Source organism: Streptomyces sp. NPDC101776, from assembly GCF_044766845.1.
Classification (GTDB): domain Bacteria; phylum Actinomycetota; class Actinomycetes; order Streptomycetales; family Streptomycetaceae; genus Streptomyces.
Genome location: NZ_JBIWMV010000010.1, coordinates 132,951 through 154,766, shown reverse-complemented (window position 1 = coordinate 154,766; position 21,816 = coordinate 132,951). Strand labels below are relative to the sequence as shown.

The window sequence follows — 21,816 nt, the reverse complement described above, 5'->3', positions numbered from 1 at the left end:
TCGCGGTCCGCACCCGCTTTCTTTCCGGCCCACGCCCGCCCGTCGCGACACGAGGGGGAGTGCTGACCCGACCGGCTGGTCCTCGCGCCCGGCCGGGTGTGGCGGCAGGGGAGCCGGGGGCGCGTTGGGGACACTCGCGGTCCGGCGCCGCGCGGCGGCGGGTCCCCTGACTGGCTGGAGAAACGTGGTGCGACTTCCCCTGCTTCGGGCCGTACTGGCGGCCTCGGTGCTCGTGGCGTCCGGAACGGCCGCCGCCGCCCCGGTCCGCGCCGACGGCACGCCCCGGCCCCGGGCCGTCGACGATCTCGCGCGGTACGTCAACCCGTTCGTCGGCACCGCCCCCGGCGGCCCCGACTTCGGCCACGGCGGCGGCGCGGGCAACACCTTCCCGGGGGCCTCGGCACCGCTCGGCGGGATGCAGTGGAGCCCCGACACGGTGACCTACCAGCACGGCGGCTACTCCTACGGCGACAACCGCATCCGCGGCTTCGGCCTCGCGCACATCTCCGGCGCCGGCTGCGCGGCCTACGGCAACGTCCCCTTCATGCCCACGCAGGAAGCCGTACCGCCGTCGTACGCCACGTTCTCGCACGCCAACGAGCAGGCGGCGCCCGGCAGTTACCACGTCACCTTCGACAACGGCATCGGCACCGACCTCACCACCACCCAGCGCTCGGGCATCGCCCGCTTCACTTACCCGGCGACCGACGCCCGTCCCGCATCGGTGAGCATCGACGCGGCCAAGGCGTTCACCGCGGCGACCGGATCGGTCGACATCGGGACCGACACCCTGTCCGGCTACAGCGACAGCGGCGCCTTCTGCAAGTCCAAGAACCGCTACCGGCTCTACTTCCACGCCACCTTCGACCAGCCCTTCGCCAAGTCCGTCCACCCGGACGGCAGAGCCGGCGCGGCCATGGTCACCTTCGCCCCCGGCGTACGCACCGTGACGGCCCGGGTCGGCGTCTCCTTCGTCGACGTCGAGGGCGCCCGCCGCAACGCGCTCACCGAGCAGAAGGCGCGGTCGTACGACACGATCCGGCAGGCCGTGCGCGCCGACTGGAACCAGTGGCTCAACCGCGTCACCGTCGGCGGCGGCACGGACACCCAGCGCCGGGTCTTCTACACCGCCCTCTACCACGCCCTCCTGCACCCCAGCGTCTTCAGCGACACCGACGGCCGCTACACCGGCATGGACGGGCTGGTCCACCGCACCCGCACCGGACACGTCCAGTACGCGAACTTCTCCGGCTGGGACGTCTACCGCTGCCAGGTCCAGCTCCTGGCACTGCTCGCCCCGCGCGAGGCCTCCGACATCGCGCAGTCCGTCCTCAACCAGGGCCTCCAGGCCGGGTACTTCGACCGCTGGACCCTCGCGAACGGCGGCAGCGCCGTCATGGTCGGCGACCCGCTGCCCGCCATCGCCTCCGCGATCCACGCCTTCGGCGGCACCGACTTCGACGCCACCACCCTGCTGCGCACGGCCCTCGCGGACCGGCAGGACAACCGCCAGCGTCCCGGACACGCGCAGTACGACACCCTCGGCTACGTCCCCGCCGGCACCAAGGGCGTCTGGGGCTCGGTCTCCACCACCCTCGAGTACGCCGTCGCCGACTACGCGCTCGCCCAACTCGCGCACCGGCTCGGGGACTTGACCACCTACAACACCTTGCTGCGCGCCTCCGGGAACTGGCGCAACCTCTTCAACCCCGCCACCGGCTACATCCAGCCCCGCGCCGCCGACGGCACCTGGCCGGCCTTCACCCCGGCCCAGAAGACGGAGTACGTGGAGGGCAACGCCGCCCAGTACACCTGGATGGTGCCGCAGGATCTGCCCGGCCTGTTCGCGGCCATGGGTGGCGACGCCGCTGTCACCGCCCGCCTCGACACCTTCTTCAGCAGCCTCAACGCGGGCGCCTCGGAGCCCTACGCCTACCTCGGCAACGAGCCCTCGTTCGGAACCCCTTGGGCGTACACCCACGTCGGCCACACCGACCGCGCCGAGGCCGTCGTCCACCGCGCGGTGTCCACGCTGTTCACCGACGCACCCGGCGGACTCGTCGGCAACGACGACCTCGGCGCCATGTCGTCCTGGGCGGTGTGGGCGAGCCTGGGCCTGTACCCCGAGGTGCCCGGCAGTGCCCAACTCACCCGCACCGCACCCCTGTTCACCACCGCCACCGTCCACCGGGGCGACGGCACCTCGCTCACGGTCGGCGCCGCGTCGCCCAGGCACTCACTCCGGTAGCGGGCTTCGTACGGGACGGGCCGCGGGTCCGGGAACGGCCGTCACCTCGGTCGGTGCGAGTGCGCCGTGCGGTCCGTCGCACTCCACCACCACCCGCACCGGCGCACCGCACGCGGCGTGCCGGACGTCCAGGACCTGGCCCTCGGGGTCGGCGGTGTACGTCTCGCCCCACTGCCGCAGGGCCATGAGGATGGGCCACAGATCGCGGCCCTTGCCCGTCAGCCGGTACTCGTGGCGCGTCCGGCTTCCCGCCTGCTGATAAGGCACAGTGGTCAGAATCCCGGCTGTGACCAGCTTGCGGAGCCGGTCGGACAGCACCGCGTCCGAGAGCCCGATATGCCGCCGGAAGTCGTCGAAACGACGGACCCTGATGAACGCGTCCCGAAGGATCAGCAGGGTCCACTTCTCGCCGACGAGGTCGAGCGTGCTCTGGACCGGACAGTTCTCCGTGCTCACGTCGAGCCATTCCATGCCGCCACCCTAACCACCTGGCTCTGTCATTGACAGTCAGCTGCGAGCCCATCTAGCTTCTTTTCAAGAAGCCAGCCTGGGAGGTAGCACCGCATGGGACGGTCACGCACGTACGAGTGGGAGGACCCGGAGGTCTCGGCAGCCGCCGTAGGACGGTCCACAGGTCTGGAATTCCTGCGGGAGCTGATGGCCGGACGCCTGCCCGCGCCGCCCATCGGCGCCACCGTGAACTTCACCCTCGACGAGGTGGAACACGGGCGCGCGGTGTTCTCCCTGATACCGGGGGAGGAGCACTACAACCCCATCGGCAGCGTGCACGGCGGGGTCTACGCCACCCTGCTCGACTCCGCGGCGGGCTGCGCGGTGCAGTCCACGCTGCCGCAGGGCATGGGATACACGTCGCTCGACCTGAACGTGAAGTTCCTGCGCCCGGTCACGGCCGACACCGGCCGGATCCGCGCTGTCGGCACCGTCCTGAACGGCGGACGGCGCACCGCCCTCGCGCAGGCCGAGCTGTTCGACGAGAGGGACCGGCTGCTGGCGCACGCCACGAGCAGTTGCCTGCTGTTTCCCGTCACGGGTCCCTGACCCGGGACGACCGAAATCCGCCTGTCCCCCGCGCAGGCGGATCCGTACCGTCAACTCCCTTGATCCCTACGGTCGAAGGCAGTGCCGGAACGCTGTGCAGTTTGCCCGGCGCGGCGACCGTGGTGCTATGGGGAGAAGTACGTACACGGGTACGTGGACGTGACACACGCGGGATCGTGAGGGCGTATGGCGGGCGGGCCGGCCGGGGCGTACGAACGCATGCTGGCCGTGGCGGTGACGGCTCTGCACGAACGGGAACCCGAGCGGCTGTGGCCGATGGTCGCCGCGGCCCTGCCCGGCCTGTGCGGCGGTGAGGCGCTGATCTACAAACTCGGCGAGTGGACGGACCGGGCCGGGTCGATGGGCCTCTCGCCCTCCGTCGAGGCGCACTTCGGGCGGATCGACGACATCGGGGACGAGGGGATGGCGGTGCTGCGCCGGGGCTACCCCTTCGCGGACCACTACGCCAGGGCCGGTGCCGTCCGCCGCCCCGGGACCGCCCACCGGATGGCCGGCCGGGGATGGACCCACAGCCGGACCGCTGGCACGATCAGCCGCTTGATGGACGCCGACCACGTCCTGGCGATCCCCTTGCCGGGTACGACCACCCCGGTCACCGGCTGCCTCGTCTACCGCGCGGGCGCCGACTTCACCGAGGACCACGTCCGGGCCGCCGAGCAACTGCAACCCCTGCTGGCCGGCGTGGAACAGCAGCGGCAACTCCTCGAACGCTGGCGCGCGGCCACCGCACCGCCCGAGCCGCCGACGGACTCCCGGCTCACGCCCCGCCAGGTCACCGTCCTCCTCCTGCTCGCCGACGCCCTCACGGCCGCGGCCATCGCCCACCGCCTGGGCATCTCCGTACGCACGGTCCACAAACACGTGGAGAGCCTGTACCGGAAGCTGGGCACGCGCGATCGTGTGAGCACGGTGCTGCGGGCGCAGGAGATCGGGTTGCTCCCGCGTCGAACGGGACGCTGAGCCACCAGCGGATCACTCCAGGTCGCTTTCGATCGCTTGGGGTCCCTGTCCGCCCGGGCGCCGATGTCAGATGATCGTCGTGGACACCCGGGGCCCCAGAGCCCGCACACGGCACCGACAGGAGCTCACTTCCGTGGCCTACGACCTCACCGCCCTGCGCGCCCTGTTTCCCGCCCTGAGCGGCGCCGCCCACTTCGACGGCCCCGGCGGCACCCAGACGCCCCGGCCGGTCATCGAGGCCATCACCCGGGCGCTGGCGAACCCCCTCTCGAACCGCGGCCAGGTCACCGCGGGGGAGCGCAACGCCGACACCATCGTGACGCAGGCCCGTGCGGCCATGGGCGACCTCCTCGGGGCGCAGCCCTCGGGCATCGTCTTCGGCCGCAGCGCCACACAGCTCACTTACGACTTCTCCCGCACGCTCGCCGCGACCTGGGCGCCCGGCGACGAGATCGTCGTCACGCGCCTCGATCACGACGCCAACATCCGCCCCTGGGTACAGGCGGCCGAGCGGGTCGGCGCCACCGTCCGTTGGGTGGACTTCGACCCCGCGACGGGTGAACTGACCCCGGACCACCTCCGTGCCGTGCTGTCCGACCGCACCCGGCTGGTCGCCGTGACCGCCGCCTCCAACCTGATCGGCACACTTCCCGCGATCACCGAGCTGGCCCGGCTGGCTCATGAGGCGGGTGCCCTGGTCCACGTCGACGGCGTGCACTACACCGCGCACGCCCTGGTCGACATCGACCGGCTCGGCGCGGACTTCTTCGTGTGCTCCCCGTACAAGTTCCTCGGCCCGCACCACGGCCTCCTCGCGGCCCGGCCCGAACTCCTCGCCACCCTGCGGCCGGACAAGCTCCTGCCGTCCTCCGACGCGGTACCCGAACGCTTCGAACTCGGCACCCTGCCCTACGAGTTGCTCGCCGGTACGGCCACTGCGGTCGACGTCCTCGCCGGCCTCGACACGGAGGCCGACGGCAGCCGCCGCGAGCGCCTGACCACGAGCCTGGCCGCACTCCACCGGCACGAGGAAACCTTGCGCACACGCATCGACCAGGGACTCGCCGGGCTGGACGGGATCACCGTCCACTCGAGGGCGGCCGACCGCACACCGACCGTGCTCCTGACCCTCGACGAGGCCTTCGGCGCGCAGGGCACCCAGGACGCCTCCCGCTTCCTGGCGGAACGCGACGTGTACGCGCCCTCCGGCTCCTTCTACGCCATCGAGGCCTCCCGGCGCCTCGGCCTGGGTGATTCGGGCGGTCTGCGTATCGGTCTCGCGCCCTACACCGGTACGGACGACGTCGACCGGCTCCTGACCGGGCTGGCCCTGTTCCTGAAGCAGGGGCCCCGCTGACCGTCGGGACGGCCGCGGTTGTATCCGATGAGGGAGAAAAGATGGGTCCATTGACGGGAGAATGATGGGTTCTGCCTCTTCAGTAATACCCCGCACCGCACCTACCGTTGCGCGCAGGTAAACGGCCCGACCGACCGCTGATCAGTGCCTCTTCGGTCGGGACGGCGCCTGGAGGGAGAAGGCGATGGCGCCCGCGGAACCGCTCATGGATGCCGAGCGGGCTCTCGCCGCGCCCGAGCGGGGCGCCACGCGCGGCGACGCGGGCCCGGATGTCCTCGATCCCGAACCAGCCGTCCATCACCCCTTGTCCGCACGTCCCGACCGGAACCTCAGAAAGGCCACAGCATGACCACCTCCCCCCTGAACAGGATCGCCGGCGCCCCCATCTCGTGGGGTGTGTGCGAAGTGCCCGGCTGGGGCTATCAGTTGACGCCCGAGCGGGTGCTGAACGAGATGCGCGAGGTCGGCCTGGCCGCCACCGAGTTCGGACCCGAGGGCTTCCTGCCCGGTGAGCCGTCCGCGATGGCCCGCACCCTCGCCGACCACGAGCTGCACGCCGTCGGCGGTTTCACCCCGCTGCTGCTGCACGTGCCCGGCCACGACCCGCTGCCCGAGGCCGAACAGCTCCTGGCGGGCTACGACGCCTCGAAGGCGGAGGTGCTCGTCCTGTCGGCCATCACGGGCCAGGACGGCTACGACTCCCGCCCCGAACTCGACGCCGAGGGCTGGAAGTTGCTGCTGTCCAACCTCGACCGGCTCGCCTCACTGGCCGCCGAACGCGGCGTCCGCGCCGTCCTGCACCCGCACGTCGGCACGATGATCGAGAACGGCGACGAGGTCCGGCGCGTCCTGGAGCACTCGGCGATCTCGCTCTGTCTCGACACCGGCCACCTCCTCATCGGCGGCACCGACCCGGCCGAGCTCACCCGTCAGGCGCCCGAGCGCATCGCCCACACCCACATGAAGGACGTGGACGCCTCCCTCGCCGCCAAGGTCCAGGACGGACAGCTCAGTTACACCGACGCCGTGCGCAAGGGCATGTACCGCCCGCTTGGCGCCGGAGACGTGGACGTCGAGGCCATCGTCACCCACCTCGGCGCACGCGGCTACGACGGCTGGTACGTCCTCGAACAGGACACCATCCTCACCGAGGAGCCCAAGGCGAAGGGCCCCGTCGAGGACGTGTGGGCCAGCGCCGAGTACCTGCGCTCGGTGCTGCGCGGCGTCGCGTAGCCGTATACGGGCCTGATGTGCTTTTGATGTGTTCTGAGGGATTGACCGATGTGTGCGGGTCATTTCAGAATGCCGGGGCGATCGGGTGCCGCTTTTTTGTGAACTCGAGGAATCCGAACATGAGGAATCCAGGAATCAGAAATGACCGCTGACGAATTTCTGGCCACGTGCTGGACCACGGCGGGCGATGCCGCTCCCGACGAGGCGGACCAGCGCAGTCCGCTGAATCTGCGGGACCGTGTGGAAGCGGCACGCGACGCCGGATTCACCGCCTTCGGGCTGCTGTACGCGGACCTGGTGGAGGCCGAGCGCGAGTACGGGATCGCCGGGATCCGGTCCCTGTTCGAGGACAACGGGATCAGCCATGTCGAGCTGGAGCTGCTGACCGACTGGTGGGCCGACGGATCCCGGCGGGCCGCGTCGGACACCGTCCGGGCCGGCATGCTGAGAGCCATCGAGGCGCTCGGCGCACGCACCTTCAAGATCGGCCCCGACGTCGCGGACGAACCCTGGGAACCCGACGTCTGGGCCAAGGAGTTCGCGGTGCTGGCAGCGCAGGCCGACGGGGTGGGCGCCCGGCTCGGCGTCGAACCGCTGCCCTGGTCCAACCTCAGGACCGTGCACGACGGGCTACGGCTCGTCGAGGCCGCCGGCCACCCGGCGGGCGGCCTCATCATCGACGTCTGGCACGTCGAGCGCGCCCACACACCGCCCGCCGACCTGGCGGACATACCCGGGTCGCGGATCGTCGGAGTGGAACTCAACGACGCGGACAGCGAGCTCGTCGGCACGCTCTTCGAGGACACCGTCCACCGCCGGCGCCTGTGCGGAGAGGGCTCGTTCGATCTGCCGGGGATCATCGCCGCGCTCCGTGCGGTCGGCTTCCGTGGCCCCTGGGGCGTGGAGATCCTCTCCGACGCGCACCGCGCGCTGCCGGTGCGGGAGGCCGCCGCCGCGGCGTACCGGAGTGCCGCCGCGCTCGTGAAGTAAAAGCCACAGAGATGGCGGGGACGAAACCACGGTCGTCCCCGCCATCTTTGTTTTTCCTGTGCTTGCGGTAATACGTCGCTGAGGGCCGCGCTATTCGGTGTATCGGCCATTCTTTAGCCGACGTCAGGGAATTGTTCAGACATCTTGTCGTGATGGACGAATGATGTCATGGCAAGCGTTGACCCCGGGGTGGCGTGACGGTTCTATCTCGTCATAAGCAACAGCCGTGTTAACGGCATGTGATCCCCGGCCTTCGCTCGGCCAGCCGCTTCTCCTTTCCCCTGCAGCACAGTGAGGTGCCGGAAAGATGGACCGTACATCCCACCCCCGCTCCCGCAGAATCGTCCCCGTCGTCGCGGCGGCGGCAGCCGCCGCACTGCTTGTGGCCGGCTGCTCCAGCAGTTCCGGAGGCAAGAAGTCCACGGAGGACACCTCCGGCGCCTCCGCGGGCAAGGCCACCACACCACGCATGACGATCTCGATGATCACGCATGCGGCCCCCGGCGACACCTTCTGGGACACGATCCGCAAGGGCGCGCAGGCCGCCGCCGCCAAGGACAACGTCAAGCTCATCTACTCGTCCGACCCCAACGGCCCCAACCAGTCGAACCTGGTGCAGAACGCGATCGACCAGAAGGTCGACGGCATCGCGGTCACCCTCGCCAAACCCGACGCCATGAAGTCCGTGGTGGCCACCGCCGAGAAGGCCGGCATCCCCGTCGTCGGCTTCAACACCGGTGTGCAGGACTGGAAGAAGCAGGGCCTGCTGGAGTACTTCGGCCAGGACGAGAGCATCGCCGGCGAGGCATTCGGCCGGAAGCTCAACGCGGCCGGCGCCAAGCACACCATCTGCGTGATCATGGAACAGGGGCCAAGGGAACGCGGTGACGCCCATGACTCAGCTCGCGGCTCCGGCGACGGGCTCCCCGTCGCCGGCTCCGCCGGTCCCCGAGACGGACGGGCGGACCTCTGAGCGGCCCTTGCCGATAAGGCTGTTGGCCCGGCCTGAAGTCGGTGTCTTCCTCGGGGCCCTCGCGGTGTACGTGTTCTTCTTCGCCGCCGCTCCGCCGGTGCGGGACGGCGCCTCGATGGCGAACATTCTCTACAGTTCGTCGACGATCGGGATCATGGCGCTGCCGGTCGCGCTGTTGATGATCGGCGGGGAGTTCGACCTGTCCGCCGGTGTCGCGGTGATCACCTCGGCACTCACGGCGAGCATGCTCAGCTACCAACTGACCATGAATGTATGGGTCGGTGTGGTCGTCGCGCTGCTGGTGTCTTTGGGGATCGGTTTCCTCAACGGCTGGCTGGTGGTCAAGACCGGGCTGCCGAGCTTCCTGGTCACCCTGGGCAGCTTCCTGATCCTGCAGGGTGTGAACCTGGCGGTGACGAAGCTGGTCACCGGGAACGTGGCGACCGACGACATCAGCAACATGGACGGCTTCGACCAGGCCAAGAAGGTTTTCGCGTCGTCGTTCGAGGTCGGCGGCGTCAACGTGAAGATCACCATCGTCTACTGGCTGGTGTTCGCGGCGATCGCGACGTGGGTGCTGATGCGGACGAAGTACGGCAACTGGATCTTCGCGGTCGGCGGGAACAAGGACTCCGCGCGGGCCGTGGGTGTGCCGGTGGCGTTCACGAAGATCTCGCTGTTCATGCTGGTGGGTTTCGGTGCCTGGTTCATCGGCATGCACCAGTTGTTCTCCTTCAACACGGTGCAGTCCGGTGAGGGTGTCGGCCAGGAGCTGATCTTCATCTCGGCGGCGGTGATCGGCGGGTGTCTGCTGACCGGTGGTGCCGGCTCGGCGATCGGCCCCGTCTTCGGGGCGTTCATGTTCGGCATGGTCCAGCAGGGCATCGTCTACGCGGGCTGGAACCCCGACTGGTTCAAGGCGTTCCTCGGCGTGATGCTGCTCGGCGCCGTCCTCATCAATCTGTGGGTCCAGCGCACCGCGACCCGGAGGTGACCTACATGACCGACAACACGACCAGCACCCACGGTGCGATCCTGACCGACACCGTGCCCGAGGGCGGCGACCACCCCCTCGTCCAACTGCGCAACGCGGGCAAGTCGTACGGCAACGTCCGTGCCCTGCACGGCGTCGACCTCACCGTCCGTCCCGGCCAGGTCACCTGCGTCCTCGGCGACAACGGCGCCGGCAAATCCACGCTGATCAAAATCATTTCCGGGCTGCACCAGCACACCGAGGGCGAGTTCCTCGTCGACGGCGAACCCGTCCACTTCACCACCCCCCGCCAGGCGTTGGACCGGGGGATCGCGACGGTCTACCAGGACCTGGCGGTCGTGCCGCTGATGCCGGTGTGGCGCAACTTCTTCCTCGGCTCCGAGATGACGAAGGGCCCCTGGCCCGTGCGCCGTCTCGACATCGAGCGGATGAAGAAGACGGCGGACGAGGAACTGCGCAACATGGGCATCGTCCTGGACAACCTCGACCAGCCCATCGGCACCCTCTCCGGCGGCCAGCGCCAGTGCGTCGCCATCGCCCGCGCCGTCTACTTCGGCGCCCGCGTCCTCATCCTCGACGAACCCACCGCCGCCCTCGGCGTCAAGCAGTCCGGTGTCGTCCTCAAGTACGTGGCCGCGGCCCGCGAACGCGGACTCGGGGTCATCTTCATCACCCACAACCCCCACCACGCCTACATGGTCGGCGACCACTTCAGCGTCCTGCGCCTGGGCACCATGGAACTCTCCGCCGAACGCAGCGACATCACCCTGGAGGAGCTGACCAACCACATGGCCGGCGGCACCGAACTCGCCGCACTCAAGCACGAGTTGTCCCAGGTCCGCGGACTCGACGTCGACGAACTCCCCGAGGAGGCCGCGCTCAAAGTCGGCTGACCTCGCACGGCAGTTGGGGCGGCACCGATCCGGGTACCGCCCCAACTGCCGTTTCTCAGCCGCTCTCCGGCAGTGTCGTACGCGGTCGGACCGGGAACCCTGCCGCCCGGTAGCAGTCGTCGATGAGCCGCATCGTGGTCAGCGCGTCATCGGCGTCGAGCACCAGCGGCTCACCGTGCCTCAAGTGGGCGGCGAACGCCTCCAGTTGGTAGGTGTACGACGAGCGGCGCCCCAGTTCCTCGGTGCGCTCACCGGCCGCCGTGCGCACGACGACCCGGTCGTCCAGATGGGGCTGCACGAAGTTCATCACCGTGGCCTCGCCGCGTGAGCCCACCACGCGGCAGCTCATCTGCCAGGTGCCGTGGGCCATGTGGCAGCGGGCGCTGCCCGTGGCGCCGTTCGGGAACTCCAGGTCCGCGTCCAGCCATTCGTCGATCCCCGGTGCGCCGGCCTTCTCGCCGCCGCGTGCGGAGACCAGCCGGGGTGCGCCACCCGCCCAGGGGGCGAGCATGCGCTGGGCATGGAGGCTGTAGCACCCGAGGTCCATCAGCGCGCCGCCCGCCAGCGGGAGCGACCACCGTACGTCGTCGTCGGGCGGCGCGGGCATGGCGACCATGGTGTCGACATGTCGGAGTTCGCCCAACTCCCCGCTGTCCAGCAGCTCGTGGAGGCGCAGGACGACCGGGTGGAACAGATAGTGGAAGCCCTCCATGAACACCGTGCCGGTCTTGGCGACGGCCTCGTGGACCTCGGCCGCCTCCGTCGCGTTGCTCGCGGACGGCTTCTCGGTGAGGACGTGCTTGCCGGCCCGGAGCGCGGCCAGGTTCCACGGCCCGTGCAGGCTGTTGGCCAGCGGGTTGTAGACGACCTCGACCTCCGGGTCGGCGACGAGGTCGGCGTAGGAGCCAACCACCCGCTCCACGCCGTACTTGGCGGCGAACGCCTCGGCGCGGTCGCGGTCGCGGGCGGCCACCGCGACGAGGCGGTGGCCGGTCGCCCGGGCCGGGCCCACGATCGACAACTCGGCGATCCGGGCCGCTCCCAGAACACCGATCCGCAGGGGCTCGTCCGTCGTCATGCGCGTACCTCTTCGAGTCGTACGGGTCGGTGCTCGTGCAGCGACAGGGTGCACGCGTCGGCGATCCGGCTCGCCTCGATGGCGTCGGCGACCGTGCAGGGGGAGGTGCGGGTGCCGGCCACGACCTCGGTGAACGCGGTGAGTTCGGCGCGGTAGGCATCGGCGAACCGGTCCATGAAGAAGGTGTGCGGAGTGCCTGCCGGGAAGGTCGCGCCCGGCTCCACGGACCGTAGCGGCAGCTTGTCCTCCAGACCGACCGCGATGCTGTCCTTCATGCCGTGCAGTTCGAGGCGCACGTCGTGACCGCGGGCGTTGTGGCGGGAGTTGGAGACGACGGCGAGGGCGCCGTCGTCCAGGGTGAGCACCGAGGACGCCGTGTCCACGTCGCCCGCGTCACGGATGTACTCCGCGCCGCGGTTGCCGCCCGTCGCGTAGACCTCGACCACCTCGCGGCCGGTCACCCAGCGGACGATGTCGAAGTCGTGCACGGCGCAGTCGCGGAAGATGCCGCCCGAGGTGGCCACGTAGGCGGCCGGCGGTGGGGCGGGGTCGAGGGTGGTGGACCGTACGGTGTGCAGCTCGCCGAGTTCACCGCTCACCACGGCTCGGCGCGCGGCCACGCAGCCCGCGTCGAAACGCCGGTTGTAGCCGATCTGCACCTCGACGCCGCCGCCCTCCACCGAGCGCAGCACCGCCAGGCTCTCCTCGACACCGCGGGCCACGGGTTTCTCGCAGAACACGGGGATGCCCGCTTTCACGGCGGCGAGGATGAGCTCGGGGTGCGCGTCGGTCGCGGCGGCGATCACGACACCGTCGACTCCGGCGGCGAGCAGAGCCTCGGGGGAGTCGGCGGCGACGGCCCCGAAGAGTTCGGTGGCCGCGGTGACGGCGGCGGCCACCGGGTCGGTGACCACCAGCGAGTCCACCGCGTCCAGCCCGGCGAGGGTCTCCGTATGGAAGGCGCCGATGCGGCCCAGCCCCATGATGCCTATGCGCATGCGAATCGTGCTCCTTCTGCCGGCACGCGGCTCAGTCCTGGCCGCCGAAGACGTTCTGGTCCCAGTCGATGACCGAGCCGGTCACCACGCCACTGCGGTCGGAGAGCAGGAACACGACGAACTCGGCGATCTCGTCGACCTGCCCGAGCTTGCCCATCGGCTGTGCGCGGGCGGCTTGTTCCCGCCAGTCGTCCCCGGCGCCGTGGAACGCGCGCTGGGTGGCGTCCTCGCCCTCGGTGTCGGTCCAGCCGATGTTGACGGTGTTGATGCGGATCCGGTCGAAGCGGTGCGCGTGCGCCGCGTTGCGGGTCAGTCCCGCGAGTCCGGCTTTGGCCGTGGAGTAGGGCGCGAGGTAAGACGGGCCGCCGTGGGCGCAGTTGGATCCGATGTTGACGATCGTGCCCGGCGCCTTGCGGGCGGTCATGTCGGCGACCGCGGTCTGCATCGCGAAGAACGGGGCTTTGAGGTTGATGGCCATGTGCTGGTCGAACAGTTCGGGTGTGGTGTCGAGCAGCGAGCCGCGTGAGGTCAGCCCCGCCGCGTTGACGAGGCAGTCGACCCGCCCGTGGGCCTCTACGGCGTGTACGACGCTGTCCCGCGCCTGTGCCGGATCGGCGAGGTCCGCCCGCAGGAAGCGCGTGCCGGTGTCCGCGGCGAGCTTCTCGCCCACCTCCGCACGGCGGCCGGTGAAGACGACGGTCGCGCCTTCCCCCACGGCCGCCCGTACGACACCGGCGCCGACGCCCTGGCTGCCGCCGTTGACGAGGACGACTCTGTCCTCAAGCAGTCCCATGAAAGTGAGGTGTCCTCTTCAGCTCTGGCGGCGCTTGGCGCCGGCCTGCAGTTCGTGGCGCAGCCGCTCCGGGTCCCACTCCTCCGCGACGGCCTGGCGGAGGGTGTCCGCCTGCGAGGGCGGGGCGAGACCCTCGACCGGCGGGTCGAGGTCGAGGTTGGTGGGGAAGGGGTAGCCCTCGGCGGTGGCGGCGATCACGCGGCGCAGCCAGTCCTCGGAGACGCCCTCGGCCTTGCGGCTCAGCAGTACCGGGAACAGGGCGTTCGCCATCGCCTCGCGGTCCACCGTCTCCATGGCACGCCCGAACGCGGACGACACCTGGAGCAGATTGGCCATGCGCTTGATGTCGGCCGAGCGGTTGTGCCCGGCGGCGTGGAAGAGCGCAGGGTTGAAGAAGACCGCGTCACCCTTCTCCAGGGGGAGCTGGACGCGGTTCGCGTCGAAGTACTCCACGAACCGCGGGAGCCGCCAGGCGAGATAACCGGGCTCGAACTTCTGCGAGTGCGGCAGATAGAGCGTCGGGCCGGACTCCACGGGCATGTCGCAGTGGGCCACCGCGCCCTGCAGAGTCAGCACCGGGGAGAGCCGGTGGACGTGCGCGGGATAGGCCGCCGCCTGCTCCTGGGAGAGGAAACCGAGGTGGTAGTCGCGGTGCACGTTCTGCGCCGCGCCGCCCGGGTTGACCACGTTGACCTGCGAGGTCACCTGATAGGCGGGGCCGAGCCAGGCCTCGGAGATCAGCCCCACGATGTCGTTGGCGTAGTAGTCGGCGAACGCCTCGGGTGCTCGTACGGCCACCTTGTCCAGCGCGTTCCACACACGGTCGTTCGCGCCGGGCTTGGCGAAGTGGTCGCCGCGCCCCGCACCGCTCGCGCGCTCCTCCTCGATCAGCGCCCGGAAGGCCTCGGACGCACGGTCCACGACGGCCTCGTCCGGGAAGGCACCCTTGAGGACCACGATGCCCGGGCCGTCGAGCAGCGCCCCCACGAGCTCGCTCTGCACGTCGCGGCGGCCCTCGGCGGTGCCTGCGAGAGCGCGGAGCCGGGCGCTGTCGTAGAGCGGGACGTTCTGTTCGATGCGCTCGGCCGAGGGGTGGTCGGCGAGGTCGGTGCGCTGCTCCACGAGGGAGCGGAACGCGTCGAGGTCGCAGTCCGCCTCGGTCAACCAAGTCCGCGTCCTTGCGGTTATGGGAGACATCTGGGTCCTTTCGCTGTCCGTGTGTTTCTGACAGTCTTGATAACTCAAACCCATCATTCAATGCCTACCGCAACATCAAAAGTGCATCATCGGTCTGGGGGATCAGACATGCGACATCAGTACCCGATCAGGGAAATCGCCCGCCAGGCCGGGCTGAGCACGGCCACCGTCGACCGTGTCCTCAACCAGCGGGGCAACGTCACGGAGAGCACCATCAGGGAGGTCCAGGAAGCCATCAAGGACCTGGACCGCCAGCAGAGCCAGGTGCGGCTCGGTGGCCGTACCTTCATGATCGACATCGTGATGCAGACGCCGGAGCGGTTCTCCACCGCCGTACGGGACGCACTCGAAGCCGAACTGCCTTCCCTGCACCCCGCGTTGGTGCGTTCACGCTTCCACTTCCGGGAGACCTGCCCGCCCGCCGAACTGACCGCGACGCTGGACGCGATCGCGAAGCGCGGCACACAGGGCGTGATCCTCAAGGCCCCCGACGAGCCGGAGATCGCCGCCGCCGTCGGGCGGCTGATCGCGGTCGGCATCCCCGTCGTCACCCTGGTGACCGACCTGCCCCACAGCGCACGCCTGGCCTACGTCGGCATCGACAACCGCGCGGCCGGCGCCACCGCCGCCTACCTCCTCGGACAGTGGCTGGGGAAGCGGCCCGGCAACGTGCTCACCACCATCAGCCGGGGTTCGTTCCGGGGCGAGGAGGAGCGCGAGATGGGCTTCCGCAGCGCGATGCGCCTCGCCGACCCCCGGCGGTCCCTGGTCGAGGTCACCGACAGCGACGGCCTGGACGCCACCCAGCACGAACTCGTCCTGGAGGCACTGAAGCGGGACGAGGACATCGTCGCCGTGTACTCGGCGGGCGGCGGCAACGTCGCCACCCTCGACGCCTTCGACGCGCTGGGCCGCGAGTGCGCCGTGTTCATCGCCCACGACCTGGACCACGACAACACCCGGCTGCTGCGCGAGCGCCGCCTGTCCGCGGTCCTCCACCACGACCTGCGCCAGGACATGCGCCGTGCCTGCCAGATCGTGATGCGCGCCCACAAGGCTCTTCCCGACGACGGCCCGTCGCTGCCCTCGGTGATCCAGGTGGTCACACCGTTCAACCTGCCGCCGGGGGCTCCGTCCGTACCGATGGTCGACTGAACTGGGCGCCCGCTGAAGGGTGTTGGGGTCAGCGCTTGTAAACGCCGGTCAGCCGGCCGCGACCGAGGACGGGTCCGGTGACCGTGGCCAGGAGGGCACGGGGTCGGGCCCGCTCCACGTGTGCGGTGCTGGGAGCGCTGTCCAGGGGGGTCGCGAGGGCGAAGAGCTGGAAGACGTAGCGATGTGGCCCGTGGCCTTTGACGGGTGCGGGACCGTGATAGCCCCGTCCGATGGTGGAGCGGAGGATCCGCACTCCGGGTCCCGGGTGCCGTGCGGCCAGCGCGCCGGGCTCCAGATGCCCGGTCGCCGGGTCGAGCAGAGCGAGGCAGTGCACGGCGGGCTTGGCCATCGGGACGTCGATGTCCTCCACGACCAGGAGGAGTTGAGCGGTGCCGGGCGGGAGCGCGGCCCAGGCCAGGTGCGGTGACACGTCCTCGCCGCCGATCGTCTTCGCGCAGTGCTTCAGCGGCATGGCCTCGCCATCGCCGAAGTCCCGGCTGGTGAGGGTCAGTTGCTCGGTGCCTCGTAGGGCGGGCAGGTTCCACGCCGCGTGCGTCTCGCCCGCTCTGCGGTTCTTCAGGAGTCGGCCGAGCAGGGTCATCGTGTCGCCTCCACCATGTCGACGACCTCGGATGTGGTCGCGGTCTCGCCGAGCTTGGGGAAGACGCGCTCGACGCTGTGCCGATGGATCTCGGGATCGGGATCGCCCATGGCGTCGGTGACCAGGACGACGTGGTAGCCGTAGTCCGAGGCGGAGCGTGCCGTCGACTCGACGCCCGAGCCGGTCGCGATACCGCAGAGCACGACCTGGGCGACGCCCAAGTCCCGCAGGAGCGTGTCGAGTCCGGTGTCGTGGAACGCGCTGCGCCGCCGCTTGGTGATCAGATGGTCGGTCGGCCGTACGTCGAGTTCGTCGACGAGGTCGGCCCAACCGGCGGCCGGGGCGGTGGTGTTGGCGGACCGTCCGACGTCGGTACGTCCCGGAGCGCGGCCGGTGACATTGACCAGGACCACGGGAAGACCGTGCCGCCGGAACTCGGTGGCCAGGTGGGTCGCCTGTTTGACGGCGGTGGCGATGGCCGGATCGTCGGCGAGGGCCGAGACGATGCCCTTCTGCAGGTCGACCACGACGAGCGCGGACGCGGGGTCGATCGTTGTGAGTGGCATGGGAGTTGCTCGTTTCTCCGGTGTCTGTGTGGGGAGGGGGCTATCTGTCCGGTCGTGCGAGGGCGTCGCCGGTGGTGGCCTTGCGCGGCCCCGGAGTCTTTGCCGTGGGGCCGGTGCCGGCACCGCGCAGCAGGGAGGCGATCGCGGCGAGAAAGGCGAGGGTGGCGCCGAAGGCGAACACGATGACCAGGCCGGAGTGGAACGGCCCGGATATCAGGGTCGGGAAGAACTCGCTGCCGGTCAGGGTGTGTTGCTGCGCCGCCGTCAGATGGGTCAGGACGCCGCTGGGCTGGAGCAGATGCTGGATCGGGTTGACGCCCAACTGCGCCGCGAACAGCGACGAGACCGGGGGCAGACCGCCGACCTGGGCGGCCAAGTGGGCCGGTACGCCCTGCTGTTGCAGTCCGGCGGTGAGCGTGTGCGGGAGGCTCCTGGCCAGCCCGGCGATCATGAGGGAGAAGAACACGCCGATGGAGACGGCGGTACCGGAGTTCTGGAAGGTGGCGCGCATGCCGGAGGCGACGCCGCGCAGCCGGGCGGGCACACTGCCCATGATCGAGGAGGAGTTGGGGGCGCCGAACATCCCGCTGGCGATCCCGTTGAGCGCGATCAGCACCGCGAAGATCCAGTAACTGAAGTCGATCGGCAGGCACATGAGCCCCAGGAAGCTGGAGCCGAACAGCAGCGCGCCGCCGGTGGCCAGCCCCCGGGAACCGAGCCGGTCGGAAAGATAGCCCGACACCGGGCCCGCGGCGAGGAAGCCCGCGGTCAGCGGCAGCATGAAGATGCCGGCCCAGAGGGGAGTGTCGCTGTAGTCGTAGCCGTGCAGCGGAAGCCAGATGCCCTGTAGCCAGATGATCAGCACGAACTGCATCCCGCCCCGGCCGATCGAGATGGCCAGGCTCGCCAAGTTGCCGAAGGTGAAGGCCCGTTGACGGAAGAGGCTCAGCTGGATCATCGGCGCGGAGACGCGGTTCTCGATGACGACGAACGCGGCCAGGAGGAGCAGTCCGCCGGCGATCAGTACGTCGACCAGCGGGTTGGTCCAGCCCATGGTGTGGCCGCCGTAGGGCTGGAGGCCGAAGGTGATCGCGATCAGGGTGGCGCTGAGGCCGACCGCGAAGGTGATGTTGCCCCACCAGTCGACTCGGCCGCCGTCGTGCCTGGTGGTCTCGCGCAGGGTGCGGTAGGCCCACACGGTGAAGAACACGCCGATGGGCACGTTGACCCAGAACACCGCGCGCCAGTCCCAGGCCGAGAGCAGGCCGCCGGCGACCAGGCCGATGAACATCCCGCCCAGGGCGGCGACTTGGTTGATGCCGAGAGCGAAGCCGCGCTGTTCCTCGGGGAAGGCGTCGGTCAGGATCGCGGCGGAGTTCGCGGTCAGCATCGAGCCGCCGACGGCCTGCAGCACCCGCCAGCCGATCAGCCACATCGCTCCGTGGCCGCCGTCGAAGGGGTCGAAGGACAACAGGACCGAGGCGAAGGTGAAGACCGCGAACCCGGAGTTGTAGATCCGGACCCGGCCGTACATGTCGCCCAGGCGGCCCACCGTGACCACCAGGACGGCCTGGACCAGCCGGTAGCCCATGATCATCCAGAGCAGATAGGCGATGTTGCCCGGTGAAAGCGGGTCCAGGTGGACGCCCCGGAAGATGGCCGGCAGGGCGATCAGCACGATGGAACCGTCCAGCGCGGACATGAAGACCGCGGCGGTCGTGTTCGTCAGCGCGGTCCACTTGTACCGGTCGTCGGCGGTCGGGCGGCGCGGGGCGCGCGGCTGGGCAGGGTCTGTCATGGTCTGCTTCCTCGTGGCTCCGTCGCCGTCAGATGTGCTGAGCCAGCCGCTCCAACAGCGGTGCGGTCGCGGCGAGTTGCTCCAGCTCCGCCTGGGTGAACGCCCCGCTGGTCATGGCGCGGCCGAGGAGTTCGGCCCGCGCGTTGCGCTTGTTCTTCAGCGCCTGCCGGCCCGCGTCGGTCACCGTCAGCACCACGCGCCGACCGTCGTCCGGGTCCGGGCGGCGCTCGACCAGGCCGCGGGTCCGCAGCGAGCTGAGCGTCGCGCCCATGGCCTGCGCGGTGATCTGCGCCTCCCGGGCCAGCGCCGAGGAGGTCGTGGGGCCGGCGCGGTCCAACTGTGCCAGGGCGGTCCGCTCGGGCATCGTGAGCCCGCCCTCGACCGGCACTTGGCGGGCCCGCCGCACCAGCACGCCGATGCTCGCCAGCAGGGCCGAGGCGACGGCGTTCGGGTCCAGGTCGTCGTTCATGTAGTAAGGCTACTTTATAAACCTGCCTTAGTACATCGCCGGGCTGGTTCCGTCAGTGGCTGCCGGGCGCCATTGACAGCGCCCGCAGGGCGTTCCACGCCACCGCCGTGCACAGCGCGGCGAGCGGCAGTTCGAGGCAGGCGGCCATCAGCAGCGCCACGAGCACTCCGGGACCGGCGGTCAGTACGTCGAACCAGGCGTCGACCGCCAGCAGGACGGCGGTGGCCGGGGCCACGGCGACCCGCCGCAGGTCGCGGCGGGCCAGTAAGAGACCCGTGCCGACCAGGCCCATCGCCTCCATCGTGTCCAGACCGATCCATGCCACGGGGTAGGCGCCCGCCACCCGCGCCAACACGAAGATCCAGGGGATGAGGGCCAGTCCGGAGGCGGTGAGCACACGGGCGGACCAGTTCCAGCACGTTGTCGTTTCCATGCGAACAAGCCTGGTCAGGACGGGTGTTGGGGTCGGTAGCGCGGATTTCCGACTTGAGGGTGGTGCTGGGTACAGCCCGAAGCTGAAGCCAGCCGCATGGTCCGCCGGTCCGCCCGAGATCTACGGTGGGCACATGGCCCATCTAGCCGCGCTGCGCGGCCCGTTCGCACACCTGGGACGTGCGACGGTCTTCAACGTCACCGGCGTACTGCTCCAGGTGCTCCCGCTGCTGCTGCTCGCGGAGCCGTGGCTGTTCTTCCTCGCCGGAGCGCTGACCGCCGTCCAGCGCCGCAGGTTCGCGGCACTTGCCGGCGTCGACATACCGCTGCTCCCCGCAGCGCAGCGCAGGCCCACACTCCATGGGGTGATGAACTGGCTCCGCCTCGGCGGGACTTGGCGGCAGGTCTCCTACCACCTGCTGGTGGGGCCGCTCGTATCCTGCGCGACGGTCGTCACCGTCGTGCTGTGGGTCTGGGGCGCGTTCGCGGGGACCGCCCTGGTGTGGATGTGGGGCGTCCCTCCTGAGCAGTGGCCGAAGTTCCTGCGGACCTCTACGGAGGCCGTGTACATCGACGCGTCCGGCCTCGCCGCCCTGTTGCTCGCCGGGTGGCTCACCTTCGTCGTCGTCCGCCTCGACACCCGGGCCGCCCTGGCCCTGCTGGGCCCGAGCCGCGCCGAACAACTGACGCGCCGGGTCGAGGACCTCACCGAGAGCCGCGCCGGAGCGGTGAACGCGGCCGACGCCGAACGCAGGCGCATAGAACGGGACTTGCACGACGGGGCGCAACAACGCCTGGTCTCCCTCGCGGTGAACCTCGGCATCGCCAGGGCCACGCTCACCGACCTGCCCGACGAGGCCAGACAGGTCATCGACCAGGCCCACCGGGAGGCGAAGGAGGCGATAGACGAACTCAACAACCTGGTACGAGGCCTGCACCCGGCCGTCCTGGACGACCGGGGACTGGACGCGGCCCTGTCCGGTATCGCCGCGCGCGGCCCGCTGCCCGTGCGGTTGCGCGTCGACGTACCCGGGCGGCTCGCCCCGACCGTCGAGGCGGTCGCCTACTTCACCGTCTCCGAGGCGCTGGCCAACATCACCAAGCACGCCCCCGGGGCCTCCCGGGCTGACGTCACCGTCGCGATCCACGACGGTAGGCTGCGGGTCGCCGTCGCGGACGACGGTCCCGGCGGTGCCGACCCCGCGTACGGCTCCGGCCTGGCCGGACTCGCCCGCCGGGCCGCCTCCGTCGACGGCGCGCTCACGATCAGCAGCCCCGCCGGAGGCCCGACCGTCATCACCGTGGAGTTGCCGTGCGCCGTCTCGCCGTGATCGCCGAGGACTCGGTCCTGCTCAGGATCGGCCTGGCCAAAGTGGTGGAGATGGCGGGCTACGAGGTCGCCGCCGAAGTCGGTGACGCCGACGCCCTGCTCGCCGCCGTCGCCGAACACCGGCCCGCCGTCGCCGTCGTGGACGTCCGCATGCCGCCCGCCCAGTCCGACGAGGGGGTGCGCGCGGCGCTGGTGGTCCGCCGCGAGTGGCCGACGACCGCGGTACTGCTGCTCTCCCAGTACGTCGAAGAGCGGTACGCCGCCGACCTGTTGACGACGAACACCGGTGGCGTCGGCTATCTGCTGAAGCAACGCGTCGCCGACGTCGAGGACTTCGTCGACGCCCTCCGCCGGGTCGCCGCCGGCGGCACCGTCCTGGATCCCGAGGTCGTGGCCCAACTCCTGCTGCGCCGCGCCAGCGACCCACTGGACCGGCTGACCCCCCGCGAGCGCGAGGTACTGGCCCTGATGGCCGAGGGCCGCTCCAACTCCGGCATCGCCCGCCAACTGGTCGTCAGCGACAGCGCCGTGGCCAAGCACATCAACAGCATCTTCACGAAGCTCGACCTGCCGTCGGTGGACAGCGACCACCGCCGGGTGCTGGCGGTGCTGCGGTTCCGCAGCGCCGGGTGAGCGAGGCGTTCCGAGAGGGCGGTAATCGCCTTTCGCAC

22 protein-coding genes and 1 pseudogene are annotated in these 21,816 nt (G+C 70.2%); 13 read left to right on the top strand and 10 right to left on the bottom strand.

Features of this window, described 5'->3' with window-relative positions:
* Nucleotides 1-187: 187 nt before the first annotated feature.
* Complete coding sequence (locus tag ACIRRY_RS28785; protein WP_403977857.1) at nucleotides 188-2,248, top strand: GH92 family glycosyl hydrolase; 2,061 nt, start codon at nucleotides 188-190, stop codon at nucleotides 2,246-2,248.
* On the opposite strand, the gene ACIRRY_RS28780 is transcribed toward ACIRRY_RS28785, so the two are convergent.
* Nucleotides 2,237-2,719, bottom strand: coding sequence for a winged helix-turn-helix transcriptional regulator (locus ACIRRY_RS28780; protein ID WP_403977855.1), 483 nt, complete (start codon nucleotides 2,717-2,719; stop codon nucleotides 2,237-2,239). The genes ACIRRY_RS28785 and ACIRRY_RS28780 overlap by 12 nt on opposite strands.
* A gap of 93 nt (nucleotides 2,720-2,812) precedes the next feature.
* On the opposite strand from ACIRRY_RS28780, the gene ACIRRY_RS28775 reads away from it, so the two are divergent.
* The 9 genes and pseudogenes from ACIRRY_RS28775 (at nucleotide 2,813) to ACIRRY_RS28735 (ending at nucleotide 10,728) form a co-directional block, all read left to right on the top strand.
* The gene (locus tag ACIRRY_RS28775; RefSeq protein ID WP_403977853.1) at nucleotides 2,813-3,307 is read left to right on the top strand and encodes a PaaI family thioesterase; all 495 of its coding nucleotides are present in this window, start codon (nucleotides 2,813-2,815) and stop codon (nucleotides 3,305-3,307) included.
* Nucleotides 3,308-3,493: 186 nt separating this feature from the next.
* Nucleotides 3,494-4,288, top strand: coding sequence for a response regulator transcription factor (locus ACIRRY_RS28770; RefSeq protein WP_403977851.1), 795 nt, complete (start codon nucleotides 3,494-3,496; stop codon nucleotides 4,286-4,288).
* A 133-nt stretch (nucleotides 4,289-4,421) separates the two neighbouring features.
* Nucleotides 4,422-5,645: a cysteine desulfurase-like protein gene (locus tag ACIRRY_RS28765; protein ID WP_403977849.1), complete on the top strand. Its 1,224-nt coding sequence runs from the start codon at nucleotides 4,422-4,424 to the stop codon at nucleotides 5,643-5,645.
* A gap of 184 nt (nucleotides 5,646-5,829) precedes the next feature.
* Nucleotides 5,830-5,994 carry a hypothetical protein gene (locus tag ACIRRY_RS28760; RefSeq protein ID WP_403977846.1) on the top strand — a complete coding sequence of 55 codons (165 nt, stop codon included), beginning with the start codon at nucleotides 5,830-5,832 and terminating at the stop codon, nucleotides 5,992-5,994.
* On the top strand, nucleotides 5,991-6,878 hold the full coding sequence (locus ACIRRY_RS28755) for a sugar phosphate isomerase/epimerase family protein (RefSeq protein ID WP_403977843.1): 888 nt from the start codon (nucleotides 5,991-5,993) through the stop codon (nucleotides 6,876-6,878). Before ACIRRY_RS28760 ends, ACIRRY_RS28755 begins: the two co-directional genes overlap by 4 nt.
* A gap of 141 nt (nucleotides 6,879-7,019) precedes the next feature.
* A complete protein-coding gene (locus ACIRRY_RS28750; protein WP_403977841.1) occupies nucleotides 7,020-7,868 on the top strand; it encodes a sugar phosphate isomerase/epimerase family protein in 849 nt (282 codons plus the stop codon).
* A gap of 307 nt (nucleotides 7,869-8,175) precedes the next feature.
* Nucleotides 8,176-8,817, top strand: a pseudogene (locus ACIRRY_RS28745) (substrate-binding domain-containing protein); the annotation flags it as partial.
* Complete coding sequence (locus tag ACIRRY_RS28740; RefSeq protein ID WP_403977838.1) at nucleotides 8,762-9,835, top strand: ABC transporter permease; 1,074 nt, start codon at nucleotides 8,762-8,764, stop codon at nucleotides 9,833-9,835. The pseudogene ACIRRY_RS28745 and the gene ACIRRY_RS28740, both read left to right, overlap by 56 nt.
* 5 nt (nucleotides 9,836-9,840) lie before the next feature.
* Complete coding sequence (locus tag ACIRRY_RS28735) at nucleotides 9,841-10,728, top strand: ATP-binding cassette domain-containing protein (protein WP_403977836.1); 888 nt, start codon at nucleotides 9,841-9,843, stop codon at nucleotides 10,726-10,728.
* 55 nt (nucleotides 10,729-10,783) lie between these two features.
* Here the strand turns inward: ACIRRY_RS28735 and ACIRRY_RS28730 are convergent, their stop codons facing one another.
* From ACIRRY_RS28730 to ACIRRY_RS28715, 4 genes are read right to left on the bottom strand one after another with little or no spacing between them, the layout of a single operon-like run.
* Nucleotides 10,784-11,806, bottom strand: coding sequence for a Gfo/Idh/MocA family protein (locus ACIRRY_RS28730; RefSeq protein WP_403977834.1), 1,023 nt, complete (start codon nucleotides 11,804-11,806; stop codon nucleotides 10,784-10,786).
* Nucleotides 11,803-12,804 (bottom strand): Gfo/Idh/MocA family oxidoreductase, encoded by a 1,002-nt coding sequence (locus ACIRRY_RS28725; protein WP_403977832.1) that lies wholly within the window; start codon nucleotides 12,802-12,804, stop codon nucleotides 11,803-11,805. The genes ACIRRY_RS28730 and ACIRRY_RS28725 overlap by 4 nt, the downstream gene beginning before the upstream one ends.
* Before the next feature lie 31 nt (nucleotides 12,805-12,835).
* On the bottom strand, nucleotides 12,836-13,597 hold the full coding sequence (locus ACIRRY_RS28720; RefSeq protein WP_403977829.1) for an SDR family oxidoreductase: 762 nt from the start codon (nucleotides 13,595-13,597) through the stop codon (nucleotides 12,836-12,838).
* An 18-nt stretch (nucleotides 13,598-13,615) separates the two neighbouring features.
* On the bottom strand, nucleotides 13,616-14,794 hold the full coding sequence (locus ACIRRY_RS28715) for a phytanoyl-CoA dioxygenase family protein (protein ID WP_403977827.1): 1,179 nt from the start codon (nucleotides 14,792-14,794) through the stop codon (nucleotides 13,616-13,618).
* Between the two features lie 108 nt (nucleotides 14,795-14,902).
* Between ACIRRY_RS28715 and ACIRRY_RS28710 the strand changes: the two genes are divergently transcribed.
* Entirely contained in the window at nucleotides 14,903-15,949 is a 1,047-nt protein-coding gene (locus tag ACIRRY_RS28710) for a LacI family DNA-binding transcriptional regulator (protein WP_403977825.1), read from the top strand.
* A gap of 28 nt (nucleotides 15,950-15,977) precedes the next feature.
* Here ACIRRY_RS28710 and ACIRRY_RS28705 read toward each other — a convergent pair whose 3' ends face one another.
* From ACIRRY_RS28705 to ACIRRY_RS28685, 5 genes are read right to left on the bottom strand one after another with little or no spacing between them, the layout of a single operon-like run.
* Nucleotides 15,978-16,550, bottom strand: coding sequence for a YbhB/YbcL family Raf kinase inhibitor-like protein (locus tag ACIRRY_RS28705; RefSeq protein WP_403977822.1), 573 nt, complete (start codon nucleotides 16,548-16,550; stop codon nucleotides 15,978-15,980).
* Nucleotides 16,547-17,116 carry a cysteine hydrolase family protein gene (locus tag ACIRRY_RS28700; RefSeq protein ID WP_403977819.1) on the bottom strand — a complete coding sequence of 190 codons (570 nt, stop codon included), beginning with the start codon at nucleotides 17,114-17,116 and terminating at the stop codon, nucleotides 16,547-16,549. Before ACIRRY_RS28700 ends, ACIRRY_RS28705 begins: the two co-directional genes overlap by 4 nt.
* A 40-nt stretch (nucleotides 17,117-17,156) precedes the next feature.
* A complete protein-coding gene (locus tag ACIRRY_RS28695) occupies nucleotides 17,157-18,914 on the bottom strand; it encodes an MFS transporter (RefSeq protein ID WP_403977817.1) in 1,758 nt (585 codons plus the stop codon).
* A gap of 28 nt (nucleotides 18,915-18,942) precedes the next feature.
* Nucleotides 18,943-19,383, bottom strand: coding sequence for a MarR family winged helix-turn-helix transcriptional regulator (locus ACIRRY_RS28690; RefSeq protein WP_403977815.1), 441 nt, complete (start codon nucleotides 19,381-19,383; stop codon nucleotides 18,943-18,945).
* Between the two features lie 52 nt (nucleotides 19,384-19,435).
* Nucleotides 19,436-19,816, bottom strand: coding sequence for a hypothetical protein (locus ACIRRY_RS28685; protein WP_403977813.1), 381 nt, complete (start codon nucleotides 19,814-19,816; stop codon nucleotides 19,436-19,438).
* A 133-nt stretch (nucleotides 19,817-19,949) separates the two neighbouring features.
* Here ACIRRY_RS28685 and ACIRRY_RS28680 point away from each other — a divergent pair, with 133 nt between their 5' ends.
* Complete coding sequence (locus ACIRRY_RS28680) at nucleotides 19,950-21,146, top strand: histidine kinase (protein ID WP_403977811.1); 1,197 nt, start codon at nucleotides 19,950-19,952, stop codon at nucleotides 21,144-21,146.
* Nucleotides 21,147-21,196: 50 nt separating this feature from the next.
* The gene (locus ACIRRY_RS28675) at nucleotides 21,197-21,778 is read left to right on the top strand and encodes a LuxR C-terminal-related transcriptional regulator (RefSeq protein WP_403978358.1); all 582 of its coding nucleotides are present in this window, start codon (nucleotides 21,197-21,199) and stop codon (nucleotides 21,776-21,778) included.
* Nucleotides 21,779-21,816 lie beyond the last annotated feature (38 nt).